13 protein-coding genes are annotated in these 17,198 nt (G+C 64.4%); 8 read left to right on the forward strand and 5 right to left on the reverse strand.

The features are described from left to right. Nucleotides 1–32: 32 nt before the first annotated feature. From PVZ78_RS23250 to PVZ78_RS23275, 6 genes are all read left to right on the forward strand, one after another. Nucleotides 33–2,333: a YgiQ family radical SAM protein gene (locus PVZ78_RS23250; protein ID WP_009046699.1), complete on the forward strand. Its 2,301-nt coding sequence runs from the start codon at nucleotides 33–35 to the stop codon at nucleotides 2,331–2,333. Between the two features lie 111 nt (nucleotides 2,334–2,444). After that, nucleotides 2,445–2,963, forward strand: a complete 519-nt coding sequence (locus PVZ78_RS23255; protein ID WP_016704518.1) for a hypothetical protein — start codon at nucleotides 2,445–2,447, stop codon at nucleotides 2,961–2,963. Nucleotides 2,964–3,136: 173 nt separating this feature from the next. Continuing rightward, on the forward strand, nucleotides 3,137–6,412 hold the full coding sequence (locus PVZ78_RS23260) for a transglutaminase family protein (RefSeq protein ID WP_273829322.1): 3,276 nt from the start codon (nucleotides 3,137–3,139) through the stop codon (nucleotides 6,410–6,412). A gap of 87 nt (nucleotides 6,413–6,499) precedes the next feature. Further along, nucleotides 6,500–8,986 carry a circularly permuted type 2 ATP-grasp protein gene (locus PVZ78_RS23265; RefSeq protein WP_273829323.1) on the forward strand — a complete coding sequence of 829 codons (2,487 nt, stop codon included), beginning with the start codon at nucleotides 6,500–6,502 and terminating at the stop codon, nucleotides 8,984–8,986. Then, nucleotides 8,986–9,891, forward strand: coding sequence for a transglutaminase family protein (locus PVZ78_RS23270; protein ID WP_038630470.1), 906 nt, complete (start codon nucleotides 8,986–8,988; stop codon nucleotides 9,889–9,891). The genes PVZ78_RS23265 and PVZ78_RS23270 overlap by 1 nt, the downstream gene beginning before the upstream one ends. A 115-nt stretch (nucleotides 9,892–10,006) precedes the next feature. Next, nucleotides 10,007–10,426, forward strand: coding sequence for an NUDIX hydrolase (locus tag PVZ78_RS23275; RefSeq protein ID WP_273829324.1), 420 nt, complete (start codon nucleotides 10,007–10,009; stop codon nucleotides 10,424–10,426). Between the two features lie 24 nt (nucleotides 10,427–10,450). Here the strand turns inward: PVZ78_RS23275 and PVZ78_RS23280 are convergent, their stop codons facing one another. Beyond that, nucleotides 10,451–10,636 carry a hypothetical protein gene (locus PVZ78_RS23280; protein ID WP_009046705.1) on the reverse strand — a complete coding sequence of 62 codons (186 nt, stop codon included), beginning with the start codon at nucleotides 10,634–10,636 and terminating at the stop codon, nucleotides 10,451–10,453. A 68-nt stretch (nucleotides 10,637–10,704) separates the two neighbouring features. Then, nucleotides 10,705–11,292 (reverse strand): TIGR00730 family Rossman fold protein, encoded by a 588-nt coding sequence (locus PVZ78_RS23285; RefSeq protein ID WP_009046706.1) that lies wholly within the window; start codon nucleotides 11,290–11,292, stop codon nucleotides 10,705–10,707. Nucleotides 11,293–11,641: 349 nt separating this feature from the next. Between PVZ78_RS23285 and azu the strand changes: the two genes are divergently transcribed. After that, on the forward strand, nucleotides 11,642–12,088 hold the full coding sequence (gene azu / locus PVZ78_RS23290; RefSeq protein ID WP_009046707.1) for an azurin: 447 nt from the start codon (nucleotides 11,642–11,644) through the stop codon (nucleotides 12,086–12,088). 190 nt (nucleotides 12,089–12,278) lie between these two features. On the opposite strand, the gene nadE is transcribed toward azu, so the two are convergent. The 3 genes from nadE to PVZ78_RS23305 all read right to left on the reverse strand — a co-directional run bounded on the left by nadE (nucleotide 12,279) and on the right by PVZ78_RS23305 (nucleotide 15,462). Then, on the reverse strand, nucleotides 12,279–13,106 hold the full coding sequence (nadE, locus tag PVZ78_RS23295) for an ammonia-dependent NAD(+) synthetase (RefSeq protein ID WP_016704116.1): 828 nt from the start codon (nucleotides 13,104–13,106) through the stop codon (nucleotides 12,279–12,281). 3 nt (nucleotides 13,107–13,109) lie between these two features. Beyond that, nucleotides 13,110–14,336 (reverse strand): nicotinate phosphoribosyltransferase, encoded by a 1,227-nt coding sequence (gene pncB / locus PVZ78_RS23300; protein ID WP_009046709.1) that lies wholly within the window; start codon nucleotides 14,334–14,336, stop codon nucleotides 13,110–13,112. 220 nt (nucleotides 14,337–14,556) lie between these two features. Then, entirely contained in the window at nucleotides 14,557–15,462 is a 906-nt protein-coding gene (locus PVZ78_RS23305; RefSeq protein ID WP_081362828.1) for a LysR family transcriptional regulator, read from the reverse strand. A 163-nt stretch (nucleotides 15,463–15,625) separates the two neighbouring features. Between PVZ78_RS23305 and amaB the strand changes: the two genes are divergently transcribed. Further along, nucleotides 15,626–17,116 (forward strand): L-piperidine-6-carboxylate dehydrogenase, encoded by a 1,491-nt coding sequence (gene amaB / locus PVZ78_RS23310; RefSeq protein WP_016704115.1) that lies wholly within the window; start codon nucleotides 15,626–15,628, stop codon nucleotides 17,114–17,116. Nucleotides 17,117–17,198 lie beyond the last annotated feature (82 nt).

The raw sequence follows: 17,198 nt of genomic DNA on the forward strand, positions 1-17,198 counted from the left end.
CGCCCTTATCTACACCTATACCGGTCATCGACATGCAAGCAGCCAAGCCGTTATTTGACTATCCCAAGTACTGGGCCGAATGTTTCGGACCGGCACCGTTCCTGCCGATGAGCAGGGCGGAGATGGATCAGCTCGGCTGGGATTCCTGCGACATCATCATCGTCACCGGTGATGCCTACGTCGATCACCCGTCGTTCGGCATGGCGATCATCGGCCGGCTGCTGGAGTCCCAGGGCTTCCGCGTCGGGATCATCGCCCAGCCGAACTGGCAGTCCAAAGACGACTTCATGAAGCTCGGCGAGCCGAACCTGTTCTTCGGCGTCGCGGCCGGCAACATGGACTCGATGATCAACCGCTACACCGCGGACAAGAAAATCCGTTCCGACGACGCCTACACCCCCGGTGGCCTGGCGGGCAAGCGTCCGGACCGCGCCAGCCTGGTCTACAGCCAGCGCTGCAAGGAAGCCTACAAGCACGTGCCGATCGTCCTGGGCGGCATCGAAGCCTCCCTGCGCCGCATCGCCCACTACGACTACTGGCAGGACCGGGTGCGCAACTCGATCCTGATCGACGCCAGCGCCGACATCCTGCTCTACGGCAACGCCGAGCGGGCAATTGTCGAAGTCGCCCAGCGCCTGTCCTACGGGCACAAGATCGAAGACATCACCGACGTGCGCGGCACCGCGTTCATTCGCCGTGACACGCCCCAGGGCTGGTACGAAGTGGACTCCACGCGTATCGACCGTCCGGGCAAGATCGACAAGATCATCAACCCCTACGTCAACACCCAGGACACCGCAGCCTGCGCCATCGAGCAAGAGAAGGGGCCGGTTGAAGATCCCCAGGAAGCCAAGGTCGTGCAGATCCTGGCCAGCCCGAAGATGACCCGGGACAAGACCGTGATCCGCCTGCCGTCGATGGAAAAGGTGCGTAACGATCCGGTGCTCTACGCCCACGCCAACCGCGTGCTGCATCTGGAAACCAACCCGGGCAACGCCCGTGCGCTGGTGCAGAAGCATGGCGAGATCGACGTCTGGTTCAACCCGCCACCCATCCCGATGACCACCGAAGAGATGGACTACGTGTTCGGCATGCCGTATCAGCGCATCCCGCACCCGGCGTACGGCAAGGAGAAGATCCCGGCCTACGACATGATCCGTTTCTCGGTGAACATCATGCGGGGCTGCTTTGGCGGCTGCACCTTCTGCTCGATCACCGAGCACGAAGGCCGCATCATCCAGAACCGTTCCGAAGAATCGATCATTCGCGAGATCGAAGAGATTCGCGACAAGGTTCCAGGTTTTACCGGGGTCATCTCCGACCTCGGCGGCCCGACCGCGAACATGTACCGCATCGCCTGCAAGAGCCCGGAAATCGAATCCGCGTGCCGCAAGCCGTCCTGCGTGTTCCCTGGCATCTGCCCGAACCTGAACACCGATCACTCGTCGCTGATCCAGCTGTATCGCAGCGCCCGCGCCTTGCCGGGGGTGAAGAAGATCCTGATCGCTTCCGGCCTGCGCTACGACCTCGCGGTCGAGTCGCCGGAGTACGTCAAGGAACTGGTGACTCACCACGTCGGTGGCTACCTGAAGATCGCCCCGGAACACACCGAGGAAGGTCCGCTCAACCAGATGATGAAACCGGGCATCGGTACCTACGACCGGTTCAAGCGGATGTTCGAGAAGTACTCCAAGGAAGCAGGCAAGGAGCAGTACCTGATTCCGTACTTCATCGCCGCGCACCCGGGCACCACCGACGAAGACATGATGAACCTGGCCCTGTGGCTCAAGGGCAACGGTTTCCGCGCCGACCAGGTGCAAGCGTTCTACCCGTCGCCGATGGCCACCGCCACCGCCATGTACCACTCGGGCAAGAACCCGCTGCGCAAGGTCACCTACAAGAGTGACGGGGTGACCATCGTCAAGAGCGAGGAGCAGCGGCGCCTGCACAAGGCGTTCCTGCGTTACCACGATCCGAAAGGCTGGCCGATGCTGCGTGAAGCACTGACCCGCATGGGCCGCGCCGACCTGATCGGGCCGGGCAAGCACCAGCTGATTCCGTTGCATCAGCCGGCTACCGACAGCTACCAGAGCGCCCGTCGCAAGAACTCGACGCCGGCTGGCAGCCACAAAGTGGCCAAGGAAACCACCCGGATCCTCACCCAGCATACCGGCCTGCCACCGCGTGGCAGCGACGGCGGCAACCCGTGGGACAAGCGCGAACAGGCCAAGGCCGCCGCGATGGCCCGCAACAAGCAGGCCGCCAAGGAACGCACGGATGCGGCCAAGGGCAAAGGCAAGAAGCCGACCCGCAAACCGGTCGTGCCCCGCTAAGGCAGCTGCTGTACAGACACAACGCCAACCTCAGGGTTGGCGTTATGCATTTCGCCGTTCGGGTTTGTTAAGGTGCGCCCCAGGATTGGCATCGACTCAAGGAAGAGCAGCGTGTTTCGTCGCAGGAAAACCCCGCAACAACAGCAGATCGAAGACAAGCTGCTGCGCCTCAAGACCGCCGAGTGGCTCGCCTGGCAGCCCTATGTGCGGCGCTTCGGGGGGATTCATATCGCAGTGATGATGACGACGATCTTCAGCGTCTCGCTGACCGCCGCGCAGGTGCCCCATCTGTATTTCCCCCGGGACTTCCAGGTCGCCAACTACGCCGCGATGGCCATGCTGGGCGTTGGCCTGCTGATGAGCCTGTGTTTCCTGCTGGTGATCCGCGGCTACCCGCGCGGGGCCTGGGCCTTGTTCGGCGCGCTGGTGTTCTGCCTGGCGTGCGCGCTGCTGGTCCTGCTGGATTCCCGCCAGCGCCTTTTCCCGGCCTTTGTCCTGTGCATCCCCCTGACCGGCCTGTACCTGATGAGCACCCGGCGCTACCAGCGCGGGCTCAAGGTGCTGCAAGTGGCGGCGCGCAAACGCCGGCGCCTGCAGCGACTGGAAGCCGGCCTGAAGCGGGTGCGCTGACCGCCGGTTACATCCTGTCGCCACATTTATGTGCAACCCTGCGCACGCCAAAGCACGCGCCGCTCGCTTTTGGTGCTGTACTGCCCACAGCAGTCGGGGAAAGCGCCGGGACTGGTGCCCTGGCATAAGTCTTGCGCGCTCTCGTGTACGTCCAGGTCCGCAGGAGGCACGCCGTGTCGATCCATGTCGCATTGCACCATGTCACGCATTACCGCTACGACCGCGCGGTCGAACTCGGCCCACAGATTGTTCGCCTGCGTCCGGCGGCCCATAGCCGCACGCGGATTCTCTCCTATGCGCTGAAGGTCCAGCCCGAGCAGCACTTCATCAATTGGCAGCAGGATCCCCAGGGCAACTACCTGGCGCGCCTGGTCTTCCCGGAAAAGACCGACGAGCTGCGCATCGAAGTCGATCTGCTGGCGGAGATGGCGGTGTTCAATCCGTTCGACTTCTTCCTCGAACCCTATGCGGAGAAGATTCCCTTCGCCTACGCCGCCGATGAGCAGCGGGAACTGGCGCCTTACCTGGAAACCCTGCCGCTGACACCGAAGTTCAAGGCTTACCTTGAGGGCATCGACCGCACGCCGATGCCGGCGGTGGATTTCCTGGTGGGCCTGAACCAGCGTCTGAGCGAAGACATCGGCTACCTGATCCGCATGGAGCCGGGCGTGCAGACGCCCGAGCAGACCCTGGACAAGGCTTCCGGCTCCTGCCGCGACTCCGCCTGGCTGTTGGTGCAGCTGCTACGCAACCTGGGGCTGGCGGCGCGGTTTGTTTCCGGCTACCTGATCCAGCTGACCGCCGACGTCAAATCCCTCGACGGCCCGTCCGGCACCGAGGTGGATTTCACCGACCTGCATGCCTGGTGCGAGGTGTACCTGCCCGGCGCCGGCTGGATCGGCCTGGACGCCACCTCCGGGCTGTTTGCCGGGGAAGGCCATATCCCGTTGGCCTGCAGCCCCGATCCGTCCTCGGCGGCGCCGATCAGCGGCCTGGTGGAGCCTTGCGAATGCGAGTTCAGCCACCAGATGTCGGTGGAGCGGGTCTGGGAAGCGCCGCGGGTCACCAAGCCCTACACCGAAGAGCAATGGCTGGCGATCCAGGCCCTGGGCCGACAGATCGATGCCGATCTGTTGGAAGGCGACGTGCGCCTGACCATGGGCGGCGAACCGACCTTCGTTTCGATCGACGACCCGGATGGCGCCGAATGGAACACCGCGGCCCTCGGACCGAACAAGCGCCGGCTGTCCGCCGAGCTGTTCCAGCGCATGCGCAACCACTACGCGCCCAAGGGCCTGGTGCATTTCGGCCAGGGCAAGTGGTACCCGGGCGAGCAACTGCCGCGCTGGTCGCTGAACTGCTACTGGCGCCGCGATGGCGTGCCGATCTGGCACAACGCCGCGCTGATTGCCGACGAACACGAAGACTACGGCGCCGACAGCGAACTGGCCGGGCGTTTCCTGGCCAGCGTCGCCGAACGCCTGAAGCTGCCGCCGCGCTTCGTGTTCCCGGCCTATGAAGACAATTTCTATTACCTGTGGCGCGAAGGTACCTTGCCGCAGAACGTGACTGCGGAGGATTCACGGCTGGCGGACGAACTGGAGCGCGCGCGCCTGCGCAAGGTCTTCAACCAGGGCCTGGACAAGGTCATCGGCCAGATCCTGCCGCTGGCCCGCACGGCCAAGGGCGACCAGTGGCAGAGCGGCCGTTGGTACCTGCGCGACAGCCATTGCCGGCTGGTGCCGGGGGATTCGCCCCTGGGCTATCGCCTGCCGCTGGCGTCCCAGCCCTGGGTGACGGCGGCGGAATACCCCTATGTGCACCCCACTGATCCGAACCAGGACCTGCCCGAGCTGCCGGACAGCGCGCAACTGCGTGAACATGGCGAGGCGGCCGAGGCCGATGAGCGGGTGCCGCAGATCGACCAGTCCGCCGACTGGCTGACCCGCACCGCGTTCTGTGCCGAGGCGCGGGGTGGGCGGTTGTACCTGTTCATGCCGCCCCTGGAGCGCCTGGAGGATTACCTGGAGCTGGTCAGCGCCATCGAGGCCACCGCCGAGGAGCTGCATTGCCCGGTGCTGCTGGAGGGCTACGAGCCGCCGAGCGATCCACGGCTGAGCAACTTCCGCGTCACCCCCGATCCGGGCGTGATCGAGGTCAACGTGCAGCCGTCCGCCAGTTGGGACGAGCTGGTGGAGCGCACCGAATTCCTCTACGAGGAAGCCCGGCAGACCCGCCTGACCACCGAGAAATTCATGATCGACGGGCGCCACACCGGCACCGGCGGCGGCAACCACTTCGTGCTGGGCGGCGCGACGCCGGCGGATTCGCCGTTCCTGCGCCGGCCGGATCTGTTGCGCAGCCTGATCAGCTATTGGCACAACCATCCGTCGTTGTCCTATCTGTTCTCCGGGCTGTTCATCGGCCCGACCTCCCAGGCGCCGCGGGTCGACGAGGCACGCAACGATGCCTTGTACGAGCTGGAAATCGCCTTCGCACAGATGCCCGAACCGGGCGAGGAGTGCCCGCCGTGGCTGGTCGACCGGTTGCTGCGCAACCTGCTGATCGACGTTACCGGCAACACCCACCGCGCCGAGTTCTGCATCGACAAGCTGTACTCGCCGGACGGCGCCACCGGGCGCCTGGGCCTGCTGGAATTGCGCGCCTTTGAAATGCCGCCCCATGCGCGCATGAGCCTGGCCCAGCAACTGTTGCTGCGGGCCTTGGTCGTGCGCTTCTGGCGCGAGCCCTACGCACCGGCCAAGCTGGCGCGCTGGGGCACCGAGCTGCACGACCGCTTCCTGTTGCCGCACTTTATCGAGCAGGACTTCGCCGACGTCATAGTCGAGCTCAACGCCGCCGGCTATCCGCTGCGCGCCGAGTGGTTCGCCGCGCACCTGGAGTTTCGTTTCCCCAAGGTCGGCGATTACGCGGTCGGCGGGGTCGAACTGGAGCTGCGCCAGGCCCTGGAGCCTTGGCATGTGCTGGGGGAGGAGGGCTCCGCTGGCGGCACGGTGCGTTATGTCGACTCATCGCTGGAGCGTCTGCAGGTCAAGCTCACCGGGTTGGCGCCGCAGCGCTACCTGCTGACCTGCAACGGCGTCGCGGTGCCGCTGCAGCCTACCGGGCGGGTCGGGGAGTTTGTCGCTGGGGTGCGCTATCGGGCCTGGCAGCCCTTCAACTGCCTGCAACCGACCATCCCGGTGCATGCGCCCCTGGTGTTCGACCTGCTCGACACCTGGATGCAGCGCTCCCTGGGCGGTTGCCAGTACCACGTAGCCCACCCGGGCGGACGCAACTACGACAGCCTGCCGGTGAATGCCAACGAAGCCGAAAGCCGTCGCATGGCGCGCTTCTTCCGCCTGGGGCATAGCCCCGGCACCTTGTCGGTGCCGAGCCTGACGATCAACGACGAGTTGCCGATGACACTCGATTTGCGACGTTTCTAAAGCAGACGCGACACCCGGATGTTTCGCATATCCGGGCGTCATGTGTCTGCGTTAATCTGACTTACCTTGCCGTCTGCCGAGTTCTCCATGCCTGACCTGCTTGACCACTACCCGCTGACGGCGGGTACCTACCACGAACTGCTCGACGCCAGCGGCGCGGTACGCCCGCACTGGCGCCGGCTGTTCGACCAGTTGCAGCGCAGCACACCGGCGCAGTTGATGCAGCGCCAGGCCCTGCTGACCCGACAGATCCAGGAAAACGGCGTCACCTACAACGTCTATGCCGACCCCAAGGGCGCCGACCGGCCGTGGGAACTGGACCTGTTGCCCCATGTGATCGCTGCCGATGAATGGCAGCAGCTGTCCGCCGGGATCGCCCAGCGGGCGCGTTTGCTCAATGCGGTACTGGCCGACCTGTATGGCCCCCAGCGGCTGATCAGCGAAGGCCTGCTGCCGGCCGAACTGGTGTTTGGCCATAACAATTTTCTCTGGCCGTGCCAGGGCATCCAGCCGCCGGACGGCGCTTTCCTGCACCTGTACGCGGTCGACCTGGCGCGCACCCCGGACGGGCGCTGGTGGGTCACCGCCGACCGTACCCAGGCGCCCTCCGGTGCCGGCTACGCCCTGGAAAACCGCATGATCGTGTCCCGGGCCTTTCCGGACCTGTATCGCGATCTGCAGGTGCAGCACTTGGCCGGCTTCTTCCGCACCCTGCAGGAAACCCTGGCCCGCCAGGCGCCCCGGGACGACGAAGCGCCACTGATCGTGCTGCTGACCCCGGGACGTTTCAACGAAAGCTATTTCGAGCACCTGTACCTGGCGCGCCAGCTTGGTTATCCGCTGGTGGAGGGCGGCGACCTGACGGTGCGCGACGCCACGGTCTACCTCAAGACCCTGAGCGGCCTGCGGCGGGTGCACGCGATCATGCGCCGGCTCGACGATGACTTCTGCGACCCGCTGGAACTGCGCACCGACTCGGCCCTTGGTGTGCCGGGGCTGCTGGAGGCGGTGCGGCGGGGCCGGGTGCTGGTGGCCAATGCCCTGGGCAGCGGCGTGCTGGAGTCGCCAGGCCTGCTGGGGTTCCTGCCGAAGATCAGCGAGCACCTGTTCGGCGAAGAACTGATTCTGCCGTCCGTCGCCACCTGGTGGTGCGGCGAGGCACCGGTGCTGGCCCAGGCCCTGGAAAAGCTCCCGGAGCTGCTGATCAAGCCGGCGTTCCCGTCCCAGAGCTTTGCCCCCTTGTTCGGCCGCGACCTCTGCGAGAAAGAGCGCCAGGCCCTGGCCGAGCGCATGCGGGCGCGGCCTTATGCCTATGTCGCCCAGGAACTGGCGCAGCTGTCCCAGGCGCCGGTCTGGCAGGCCGAGGACGGCCAACTGCAACCGCGGGCCATCGGCATGCGGGTGTATGCCGTGGCCAGCCGCGACGGTTACCGGGTGCTGCCGGGCGGCTTGACCCGGGTGGCCGCCGAGGCCGATGCCGAAGTGGTATCGATGCAGCGCGGCGGCGCCAGCAAGGACACCTGGGTGCTGGGCGAGCGTGCGCCCAGCGGCGAGCAGTGGAAGGGCCAGCGGACCATCGGCGTGCATGAGCTGGTGCGGCGCGATCCGTACCTGCCGTCGCGGGTGGTGGAAAACCTGTTCTGGTTTGGCCGTTACTGTGAGCGTTGCGATGGCAGCGCGCGGTTGTTGCGGATCATGCTCGCGCGTTATGTCGACGGCGATGACCCGCAGGCCTTGCAGGCGGCGGTCGACCTGGGCGAAAGCCTGATGCTGCTGCCGGACGAGGGCGAGCTGCCCGATCGGCTGTTGGCGGCTCTGCAGGGCGACGACTGGGCCTTCAGCCTGCGCTCCAACCTGCAGCGCCTGCAGTGGGCGGCGTCCCAGGTGCGCGGCAAGCTCTCGCGGGAAAACTGGCAGGCGCTGGTGGAGTTGCAGCGCGAAGCTCTGGCGCTGGAGGCCCGCGAGCCGGACTTCGGCGAATTGCTGGACTTCCTCAATCGCCTGGTGATGTCCCTGGCGGCGCTGTCGGGTTTTGCCCTGGACGACATGACCCGCGACGAAGGCTGGCGCTTTTTGATGATCGGCCGGCGCATCGAGCGCCTGCAGTTCCTCAGCAGCAGCCTGGCGGCCTTCCTGCGTAGCGCCACCGCGTTCGACCAGGCCGGGCTGGAGTGGCTGCTGGAGCTGGGCAACAGCAGCATCACCTACCGTTCCCGCTACCTGGCGGTGGCGCAGTTGATCCCGGTGCTCGACCTGTTGCTGCTCGATGAGCAGAACCCCCATGCGGTGCTGTTCCAGCTGAAGCTGGTGACCCGGACCCTCAATCGCTTGAACGATGAGTTCGGTGTGCCGCGCGAGGCCGGTTTGCCCAAGCTGGTGGGGCGCTTGTCGCGCTTCGACCTGGGTTGCCTGGAAAACCCGCTGTTCGGCGAAGCCAGCGTGCGTGCGGCGCTCGAAGGCCTGGCCGACCTGTTGCAGGAAATCGCCGATGCCAGCGGGCAGGTCTCCGACCGCCTGGCGCTGCGGCATTTCGCCCATGTCGACGATGTCAGCCAACAAACGGTGTCCGTCTGATGAGCGCTCATTACCAGATCTTCCACGATACCCATTACCACTACGACAGCCCGGTTTCCCTGGCCCAGCAGCTGGCGCACCTGTGGCCGCGGGCCTGCGCCTGGCAGCATTGCAGCCAGCAGGAACTGCTGATCAGCCCCGACCCCACCACCCGCCGCGACGAGCTGGATGTGTTCGGCAACCCGCTGACCCGGCTGGCGTTCGAGCGCCCCCATGACGAACTGCTGGTCAATGCGCAACTGACGGTGGAGGTGCTGGCCCGGCCTGCGCTGGATTTCACCCGCTCATTGCCCTGGGACGCCACCCGCAGTGCGCTGACCTACAGCAGCCGGCCGTTGTCCGCGGCCTTGATGGAGGCGTGTCGTTACCGCTTCGAGTCGCCCTATGTGCACCTGAAGAAGAGCTTCGTCGATTTTTCCGAAAGCTGTTTCCCTGCCGGGCGCCCGTTGTTGCTCGGGGTACAGGCGTTGATGGAGAAGATCTTCAGCGAGTTCACCTTCGATGCCGAAGCCACCCAGGTGGCGACGCCGCTGGTGGAGGTGCTGGAGCGGCGGCGCGGGGTCTGCCAGGACTTCGCCCACCTGATGCTGGCGTGTTTGCGCTCTCGCGGTTTGGCGGCGCGTTATGTCAGCGGCTACCTGCTGACCCAACCGCCACCGGGGCAGCCACGCCTGATCGGCGCGGACGCCTCCCATGCCTGGGTTTCGGTGTTCTGCCCGGTGCTCGGCTGGGTCGATTTCGACCCGACCAACAACGTGCAGCCGGCACTGGAACACATCACCCTGGCCTGGGGCCGGGACTTTTCCGACGTCTCGCCGTTGCGCGGGGTGATTCTCGGCGGCGGCAGCCACGACCCGGAAGTGCGGGTGACGGTGATGCCACTGAATGAACGGATCTCTCTGTAGCCGCTGCCGCAGGCTGCGATAAGGTTCGCAGAACCTTCCAGCGGTCTAAAAACACGGCCGCTACGCGCCCGGGCGCTGCCTGCGGCAGCGGCTACAGGCTTTACAGGAGTGGCTTATGTTCCCGGTATCGATCAAGGGTGTGCTGCAATCCCCCGAAGGATTGGTGGTGCTGATGCTCAACGAGCGTGACGAGTGGGAGTTGCCTGGCGGGCGGATCGAGCTGGGGGAGACGGCGCCGCAATGCCTGGCGCGGGAGATCGAGGAAGAGCTGGACGTGCAGGTGGCGGTGGAGGAACCGCTGGATTCGTACCTGTTCGAGGTCATCCCCGGCAAGCATGTCTTTATCTCGACCTATCGCTGCCGGCTCCTGGGCGGTTTTGTGCCAACCGTCAGCCACGAGCACAAGGAAATCGGCCTGTTCGCAGCCGACCAGCTACCGGCCAACCTGCCACAGGGTTATCGCGATTCGATTGTCAAAGCGTTGGGTATCCGGGGGTCGGTAATGGATAGCCGACCCCAGATCCCGAGGGCCTGACAGGAGTATCAGGCCTGGCGGGTCTCAGGCTTTGGGGGCCTGATCGTCTACTGCATTGGCGTCGTCGACGGCCACTTCGTCTTCTGTATCCGGGCTCGGTGCGCCGGCTTCTTCAGCGGCCGCTTTCTTGCGTTGCAGCTTTTCCTCTTTCTTCTGCTCCTTTGCCAGGTCTCGCTGACGTTTGGCGAAGGAGTAATTGGGTTTAGCCATGGGCGATCCTCTGGGGTCGAAGGTGAGGTTGAGCGGCGCGTATTCTGCCTTGTATCGGGGGCCGGCGGTTAATCGGGTTTTTGCTCGGCCCATTTGGGGGCGACCGTGGGTTGCCAGGCCTCCAGCGCATCCAGCAGTTTGCGCGGCGAATCGCTCACTTGCAGCATGTCACGGTGCGGGGCGCGAACGAAGCCTTCGCCGACGATGTGATCGAGAAAACCCGTGAGTTTCTCGTAGAAGCCATTCACTTCCAGCAACCCCAGGGGCTTGGCGTGATAGCCCAGCTGGCCCCAGGTCCAGACCTCGAACAACTCTTCCAGGGTGCCCAGGCCACCCGGCAGCGCGATAAAGGCATCGCTCAGCTCGGCCATGCGTGCCTTGCGGGCGTGCATGCCGTCGACCACCTCCAGGCGCGTCAGGCCCGGATGGCCGATTTCCTTGTCCTTGAGGCTCTGGGGAATGATGCCGATGACTTCACCTCCGGCCGCCAGGGCCGCGTCGGCGACTAGGCCCATCAGGCCGACAGCGCCACCGCCATAGACCAGGGTCAGTTTGCGTTCGGCCAGATGGCGCCCGAGGGCTTCGGCGGCCTCGCGGTAGGCCGGGTTGGTGCCGGTGCTGGCACCGCAGAACACGCATACAGACGTTAAAGACATGCCTTACTCCATGGTCGGTGAGAGCCACAGAGTAATGGCTGGTCGGCCGCGCTCCAAGGGTCAATCCTCGCGGCGGGGGCTTTCATAGGTGCCGCTGGCGCCACAGGCGTAGGCGGCGAGCAGGCTGCGGAACAGGCTGTTGAGGTGCATGGCAGACACTCCGATAGTGATGTGCGCCGAGCATAGATCCGCGGCCGTTGGCTGGCTGTTTGATTCTCTCGATCAAGCCGATAGCGCAAAGTTGTATACAATTTCTTGATTTGAATCATAGGAACTTGTGAAAAATTCAGGCAGTCTTCACCCTCATGGATTCAGATGGATTTTGTTAACCCTGCCTTGGAGATTCACCATGTTTGCCAAACTCGTTGCGGTATCCCTGTTGACACTGGCCAGCAGCCAGCTGATGGCCGCCGAATGCAAGGTCGATGTCGACTCTACCGACCAGATGTCCTTCAACACGAAGGAAATCACCATCGACAAGAGCTGCAAGACCTTCACCGTGAACCTGACCCATTCCGGCAGCCTGCCGAAGAACGTCATGGGCCATAACTGGGTGCTGAGCAAAAGCGCGGACATGGCCGGCATCGCGACCGACGGCATGGCTGCCGGCATCGACAAGGACTACCTGAAGCCAGGCGACAGCCGCGTCATCGCCCACACCAAGATCATCGGCTCTGGCGAAAAAGACTCGGTGACTTTCGACGTGTCGAAGCTGACCGCGGGCGAAAGCTACGAGTTCTTCTGCTCGTTCCCGGGCCACAACTCGATGATGAAAGGCGCCGTGGTGCTGAAGTGATCGGTTGATTCCGAGTGAAAAAAAGCGCCCTTCGGGGCGCTTTTTTGTGGGCGGGCGGTTGCGGGCAAGCCTGGCTCCCACAAGCTTTTGCAGGAGCGAAGCTTGCTCGCGATAACGCCAGCCCGGCCAACACACAACAAAAAGCCCGCCGAGGATTTCCCGCGGCGGGCTTTTGCGTCACCTCATCACCTCAAGGCGCGAACGGCATCACACGTTTGTGATGGGTCTTGTTGTAAGTGTTGCAGATGATCTTGAACGCTTCCTCGCGTACCGGCTGGCCGTGGAGGAAGGCGTCGATCTCGGCGTAGGTCACGCCGTGGGAGGCTTCATCCGGCTTGCCGGGAGACAGGTCTTCGAGGTCGGCGGTAGGGATCTTCTCCACCAGCGACTCCGGCGCGCCGAAATGCCGGGCAACGGCGCGCACCTGGTTCTTCACCAGCCCGCTCAGCGGCGCCAGGTCGCAGGCGCCGTCGCCGAACTTGGTGAAGAAGCCCATCACCGCTTCGGCGGCGTGGTCGGTGCCGATCACCAGGCCGTGGGCGGCGCCGGCGATGGTGTACTGCGCGACCATGCGCATGCGCGCCTTGGTATTGCCGAGCACGAAGTCCCGGGTTACCGCCTGATGGCCTTCGAAGGCCGCCACTTCATTGGCCAGGGACTTGACCGCCGGCCCGATGTTCACGGTGTGGCGCTCGTCGGGTTCGATGAAGTCCACCGAGGCCTGGGCATCGTGCTCGTCGAACTGCACGTCGTACGGCAGGCGCACGGCGATGAAACGATAGCCCTGGTCGCCGCTGCTGGCGCGCAGTTCGCGCACCGCCCGCTGGGCCAGCAGGCCCGCGGTCAGGGAGTCGACGCCACCGCTGATGCCCAGTACCAGGGTCTTGAGCCCGGAATTGAGCAGGCATTGCTGGATGAACGCGACCCGCCGGGCGACTTCTGCCTCGAGATCGGCCTGGTCCTTGAAAGGGGGTTGGACCTTGAGCTGTTCAGCAATCTCACGCTGTACGGCTTGCATGATTCACTCCTTGCTTGATGTGCCAGAAAGGGCGGCAGGTACTTGGAAAACGTGGCGCAGATAAGCGACGAAGTTGGGATCCTTGCAATGGGTCTTGCCCGCTTCGTCGGAGATCTTGGCGACGGGCTGGCCATTGCAGGCGGCCATTTTAAGCACGATGCTCATCGGCTCGACACCGGGAATATCGCACGTCAGGTTGGTGCCGATACCGAAGCTGACATTGATCCGACCACGCAGCGCGCGAAAAATCTCCAGGGACTTGGGCAGCGTCAGACTGTCGGAGAACACCAGGGTCTTGCTCATCGGCTCGATGCCCAGTTTCAGGTAATGGGCGATAGCCTTTTCCGCCCAGACGATCGGATCGCCCGAGTCGTGGCGCAAACCGTCGAACAGCTTGGCGAAATACAGATCGAAATCGTTGAGGAAGGCGTCGGTGGTGATGCAGTCGGTCAGGGCGATCCCCAGCAGGCCACGGTATTCGCGGACCCAGCAGTCGAGGGCGGCGATCTGGCTGTCGATCAGCCGCGGCCCCAGTTGCTGGTGGGCCATGATCCACTCATGGGCCATGGTGCCCAGGGGTTTCATGTCCAGCTCGCGGGACAGGTGCACGTTGCTGGTGCCGACGAAACGCCCGGGGAAGTCGTGCTTGAGCACGTTCACCACTTCTTCCTGGACCCGGTACGAGAAGCGCCGACGGGTGCCGAAGTCGGCCACTTGCAGGTGCGACAATTCGTCGGCGCTGGCGTTGGCGCTCAGCCAGTCGAACTTGCGATACAACTGTTCGCGGGCCTGTTCCAGGACGACTTCGCGGTAGCGATAGCGGTTACGCACCTCGCTGACGATCGCCAGCATCGGCACTTCGAACAGGATCACGTGCAGCCAGGGCCCACGCAGGCGGATGAACAGCTCGCCGTTCTCGATACCGGTATGCACATAGCGCAGGTTGAAGCGGAACAGCCCGAGAAAGCGCAGGAAGTCCGGCTTCAGGAAGCTGATGCGCTCCAGAAAGCTCAACTGGTCGGCGCTCAGGCTCAGGTCGGCCAGGCGCTCGAACTGATAGCGGATCTCCGCCAGATAAGGGCGCAGGTCCTCGCTGTTGCGGCAGCGGAATTCCCATTCGACTTCCACATTGGGGTAGTTGTGCAGCACCGCCTGCATCATGGTCAGTTTGTAGAAGTCGGTGTCGAGCAGGTTCTGCACGATGCGATCGGCAAACACACTCTCGCTCATAACGGGAATCTCCATGCTGGCCACGATGAAGGACGCGGCTTTCCAGCTTGTTCAATGAAGGCAGTAGTGGCGCATATCCGCTGTGGGTTTTGCCAGCGTTTTTTGCTTGGGGACGATGTCGAGGCTGATGGTCTCATCGCGGGCAAGCCTCGCTCCTACAGATANNNNAGGAGCGAGGCTTGCCCGCGATAGCGCCCGTGCGGCCTGCATCCGTCCCGGATCAGGTCGGCGTCGGGCTGTCGATCTGCTCCAGCATCCAGCGTACGAACTCCCGTACCTTGGGCACTTCGGCCGCATGTTCAGGGTAGGCCAGGTAATAGGCGTCGTGGCTGGGCATCGCGTAGTCCCAGGCCAGCACCAGCTTGCCCTCGGCCAGCTCTTCCTCCACCAGGAACCGCGGCAGCAGGGCCACGCCACAGCCGACCTGGGCGGCCCGGATGCACATGTAGAAGGTTTCGAAGCGCGGGCCATGATAGCTGTGCTCGGTGTGGTAACCCTGGCTGTCGAACCAGTCATGCCAGGCCTGCGGCCGCGAGGCCAGTTGCAGCAGCACCAGTTCGGCCAGTTGCGTCGGGTCGGTGAAGGGCTTGTCCGGCAGGCTGCCGGGGGCGCAGACCGCCACCAGCTCTTCGCCGAACAGCTTCAGGCACTCGGTGCCGGGGCGCGAGCCCTGGCCGAAATAGAACGCCATGTCGCTGCGGCCTTGCAGCAGGTCGTCGGCTTCCTGTTCGTTGCACAGGTCCAGGTGGATCTGCGGATGGCGCAGGCGCCAGCCCTTGAGACGCGGCACCAGCCAGCGCGCGCCGAAGGTCGACGGGGTGGACACCCGCAGGACTTCGGTTTCGCCACCGTAGGAACGCAGGTAATGGGTCGACATCTCGATCTGCGAGAGGATCTTGCGCACCTCCACCAGGTACAGATCGCCGGCCGGGGTCAGTTGCAGGCGCCGGCGTACCCGGCGAAACAGCAGGTGCTGCAGGAGTTCTTCCAGCTGCGCGACCTGCTTGCTGACCGCGCTCTGGGTCAGGTTCAGTTCCTCGGCGGCGCGGGTGAAGCTCAGGTGCCGGGTGACGGCCTCGAAACACTGCAGGGCGGTGATCGAGGGCAGGTAGCGTTTGTTCAGCATCGAGGGTTCCTTGTTCTTGTCTCGGCTGCGCAGCATGAATAAACGGAATGATATCTCGCCTAATCGTCGTTTGTTGGCAAGTCTCGGGCCGGCTACAACTACAGATCTGAATAGCCGTGTCAGCGGCTGCGATTTTTTGCTTTCCATCTGTAAGGAGTGACCCATGGTTGCCGCATTGCTTGATCGTCTTGGTGTGAACCCGGCCCTGTATCAATCGGGCAAGCAGCCCGTGCATTCGCCGATCGACGGCAGCCGCATCGCCTCCGTGAACTGGCAGGGCGCGGCCGAGGTGGAACAGCAGGTCAGTCGCGCGGAGCATGCATTCGAGCTGTGGCGCAAGGTGCCGGCACCGCGTCGCGGCGAGCTGGTGCGCCAGTTCGGCGAAGTGCTGCGCGAATACAAGGCCGACCTTGGTGAGCTGGTGTCCTGGGAAGCCGGCAAGATCACCCAGGAAGGCCTGGGCGAAGTGCAGGAAATGATCGACATCTGCGACTTCGCGGTCGGCCTGTCGCGCCAGCTGTACGGCCTGACCATCGCCTCCGAGCGCCCAGGCCATCACATGCGCGAAACCTGGCACCCGCTGGGCATCGTCGGGGTGATCAGCGCGTTCAACTTCCCGGTCGCGGTCTGGGCCTGGAACACCACCCTGGCGCTGGTCTGCGGCAACCCGGTGATCTGGAAACCCTCGGAAAAGACCCCGCTGACCGCCCTGGCCTGCCAGGCGTTGTTCGAGCGCGTGCTGAAGAACTTCAGCGATGCCCCCGAATACCTGAGCCAGGTGATCATCGGTGGGCGCGACGCCGGCGAAGCGCTGGTGGACGACCCGCGCGTGGCCCTGATCAGTGCCACCGGCAGCACCCGCATGGGCCGCGAAGTGGCGCCGAAAGTCGCCGCGCGTTTCGCCCGCAGCATCCTCGAACTGGGCGGCAACAACGCGATGATCCTGGGGCCGAGCGCCGATCTGGACATGGCCGTGCGTGCGATCCTGTTCAGCGCCGTCGGTACCGCCGGTCAGCGCTGCACGACATTGCGCCGGCTGATTGCCCATGAATCGGTGAAGGAAGAAATCGTCACCCGCCTCAAGGCCGCCTATTCCAAGGTGCGCATCGGCCATCCGCTGCAAGGCAACCTGGTCGGCCCGCTGATCGACAAGCACAGCTTCGACAACATGCAGGATGCGCTGGAGCAGGCCCTGAGCGAGGGCGGCCGGGTGTTCGGCGGCAAGCGCCAGCTGGAAGACCAGTTCCCCAACGCTTATTACGTGTCGCCGGCGATCGTCGAGATGCCGGAGCAGAGCGACGTGGTGTGCAGCGAGACCTTCGCGCCGATTCTCTACGTGGTGGGCTACAGCGATTTCGCCGAAGCGCTGCGCCTGAACAATGCCGTGCCGCAAGGCCTGTCGTCCTGCATCTTCACCACCGATGTGCGTGAGGCCGAGCAGTTCATGTCGGCGGTGGGCAGCGACTGCGGCATCGCCAACGTCAACATCGGCCCCAGCGGCGCGGAAATCGGCGGCGCCTTCGGTGGCGAGAAAGAAACCGGCGGCGGCCGCGAATCCGGTTCCGATGCCTGGCGCGCCTATATGCGCCGGCAGACCAACACCGTGAACTACTCGCTGGAGTTGCCATTGGCCCAAGGCATCAGTTTTGAGTAGCAGCGGCAAGCTGCAAGCCACAAGCTGCAAGTGAGGTTGCTTGCAGCTTGACGCTTGTAGCTGACCGCTGCTCCGCAAGGAG

Source organism: Pseudomonas sp. SBT1-2 (assembly GCF_028640875.1).
GTDB classification, from domain to species: domain Bacteria; phylum Pseudomonadota; class Gammaproteobacteria; order Pseudomonadales; family Pseudomonadaceae; genus Aquipseudomonas; species Aquipseudomonas chlororaphis_I.

Coding starts and splice junctions, on each gene's coding strand:
- nadE (WP_016704116.1), bottom strand. CDS start 13,106: ATGCAAGCCGTACAGCGTGAGATTGCTGAACAGCTCAAGGTCCAACCC.
- PVZ78_RS23250 (WP_009046699.1), top strand. CDS start 33: ATGCAAGCAGCCAAGCCGTTATTTGACTATCCCAAGTACTGGGCCGAA.
- PVZ78_RS23265 (WP_273829323.1), top strand. CDS start 6,500: ATGCCTGACCTGCTTGACCACTACCCGCTGACGGCGGGTACCTACCAC.
- azu (WP_009046707.1), top strand. CDS start 11,642: ATGTTTGCCAAACTCGTTGCGGTATCCCTGTTGACACTGGCCAGCAGC.
- amaB (WP_016704115.1), top strand. CDS start 15,626: ATGGTTGCCGCATTGCTTGATCGTCTTGGTGTGAACCCGGCCCTGTAT.
- PVZ78_RS23305 (WP_081362828.1), bottom strand. CDS start 15,462: ATGCTGAACAAACGCTACCTGCCCTCGATCACCGCCCTGCAGTGTTTC.
- PVZ78_RS23275 (WP_273829324.1), top strand. CDS start 10,007: ATGTTCCCGGTATCGATCAAGGGTGTGCTGCAATCCCCCGAAGGATTG.
- PVZ78_RS23285 (WP_009046706.1), bottom strand. CDS start 11,292: ATGTCTTTAACGTCTGTATGCGTGTTCTGCGGTGCCAGCACCGGCACC.
- pncB (WP_009046709.1), bottom strand. CDS start 14,336: ATGAGCGAGAGTGTGTTTGCCGATCGCATCGTGCAGAACCTGCTCGAC.
- PVZ78_RS23280 (WP_009046705.1), bottom strand. CDS start 10,636: ATGGCTAAACCCAATTACTCCTTCGCCAAACGTCAGCGAGACCTGGCA.
- PVZ78_RS23270 (WP_038630470.1), top strand. CDS start 8,986: ATGAGCGCTCATTACCAGATCTTCCACGATACCCATTACCACTACGAC.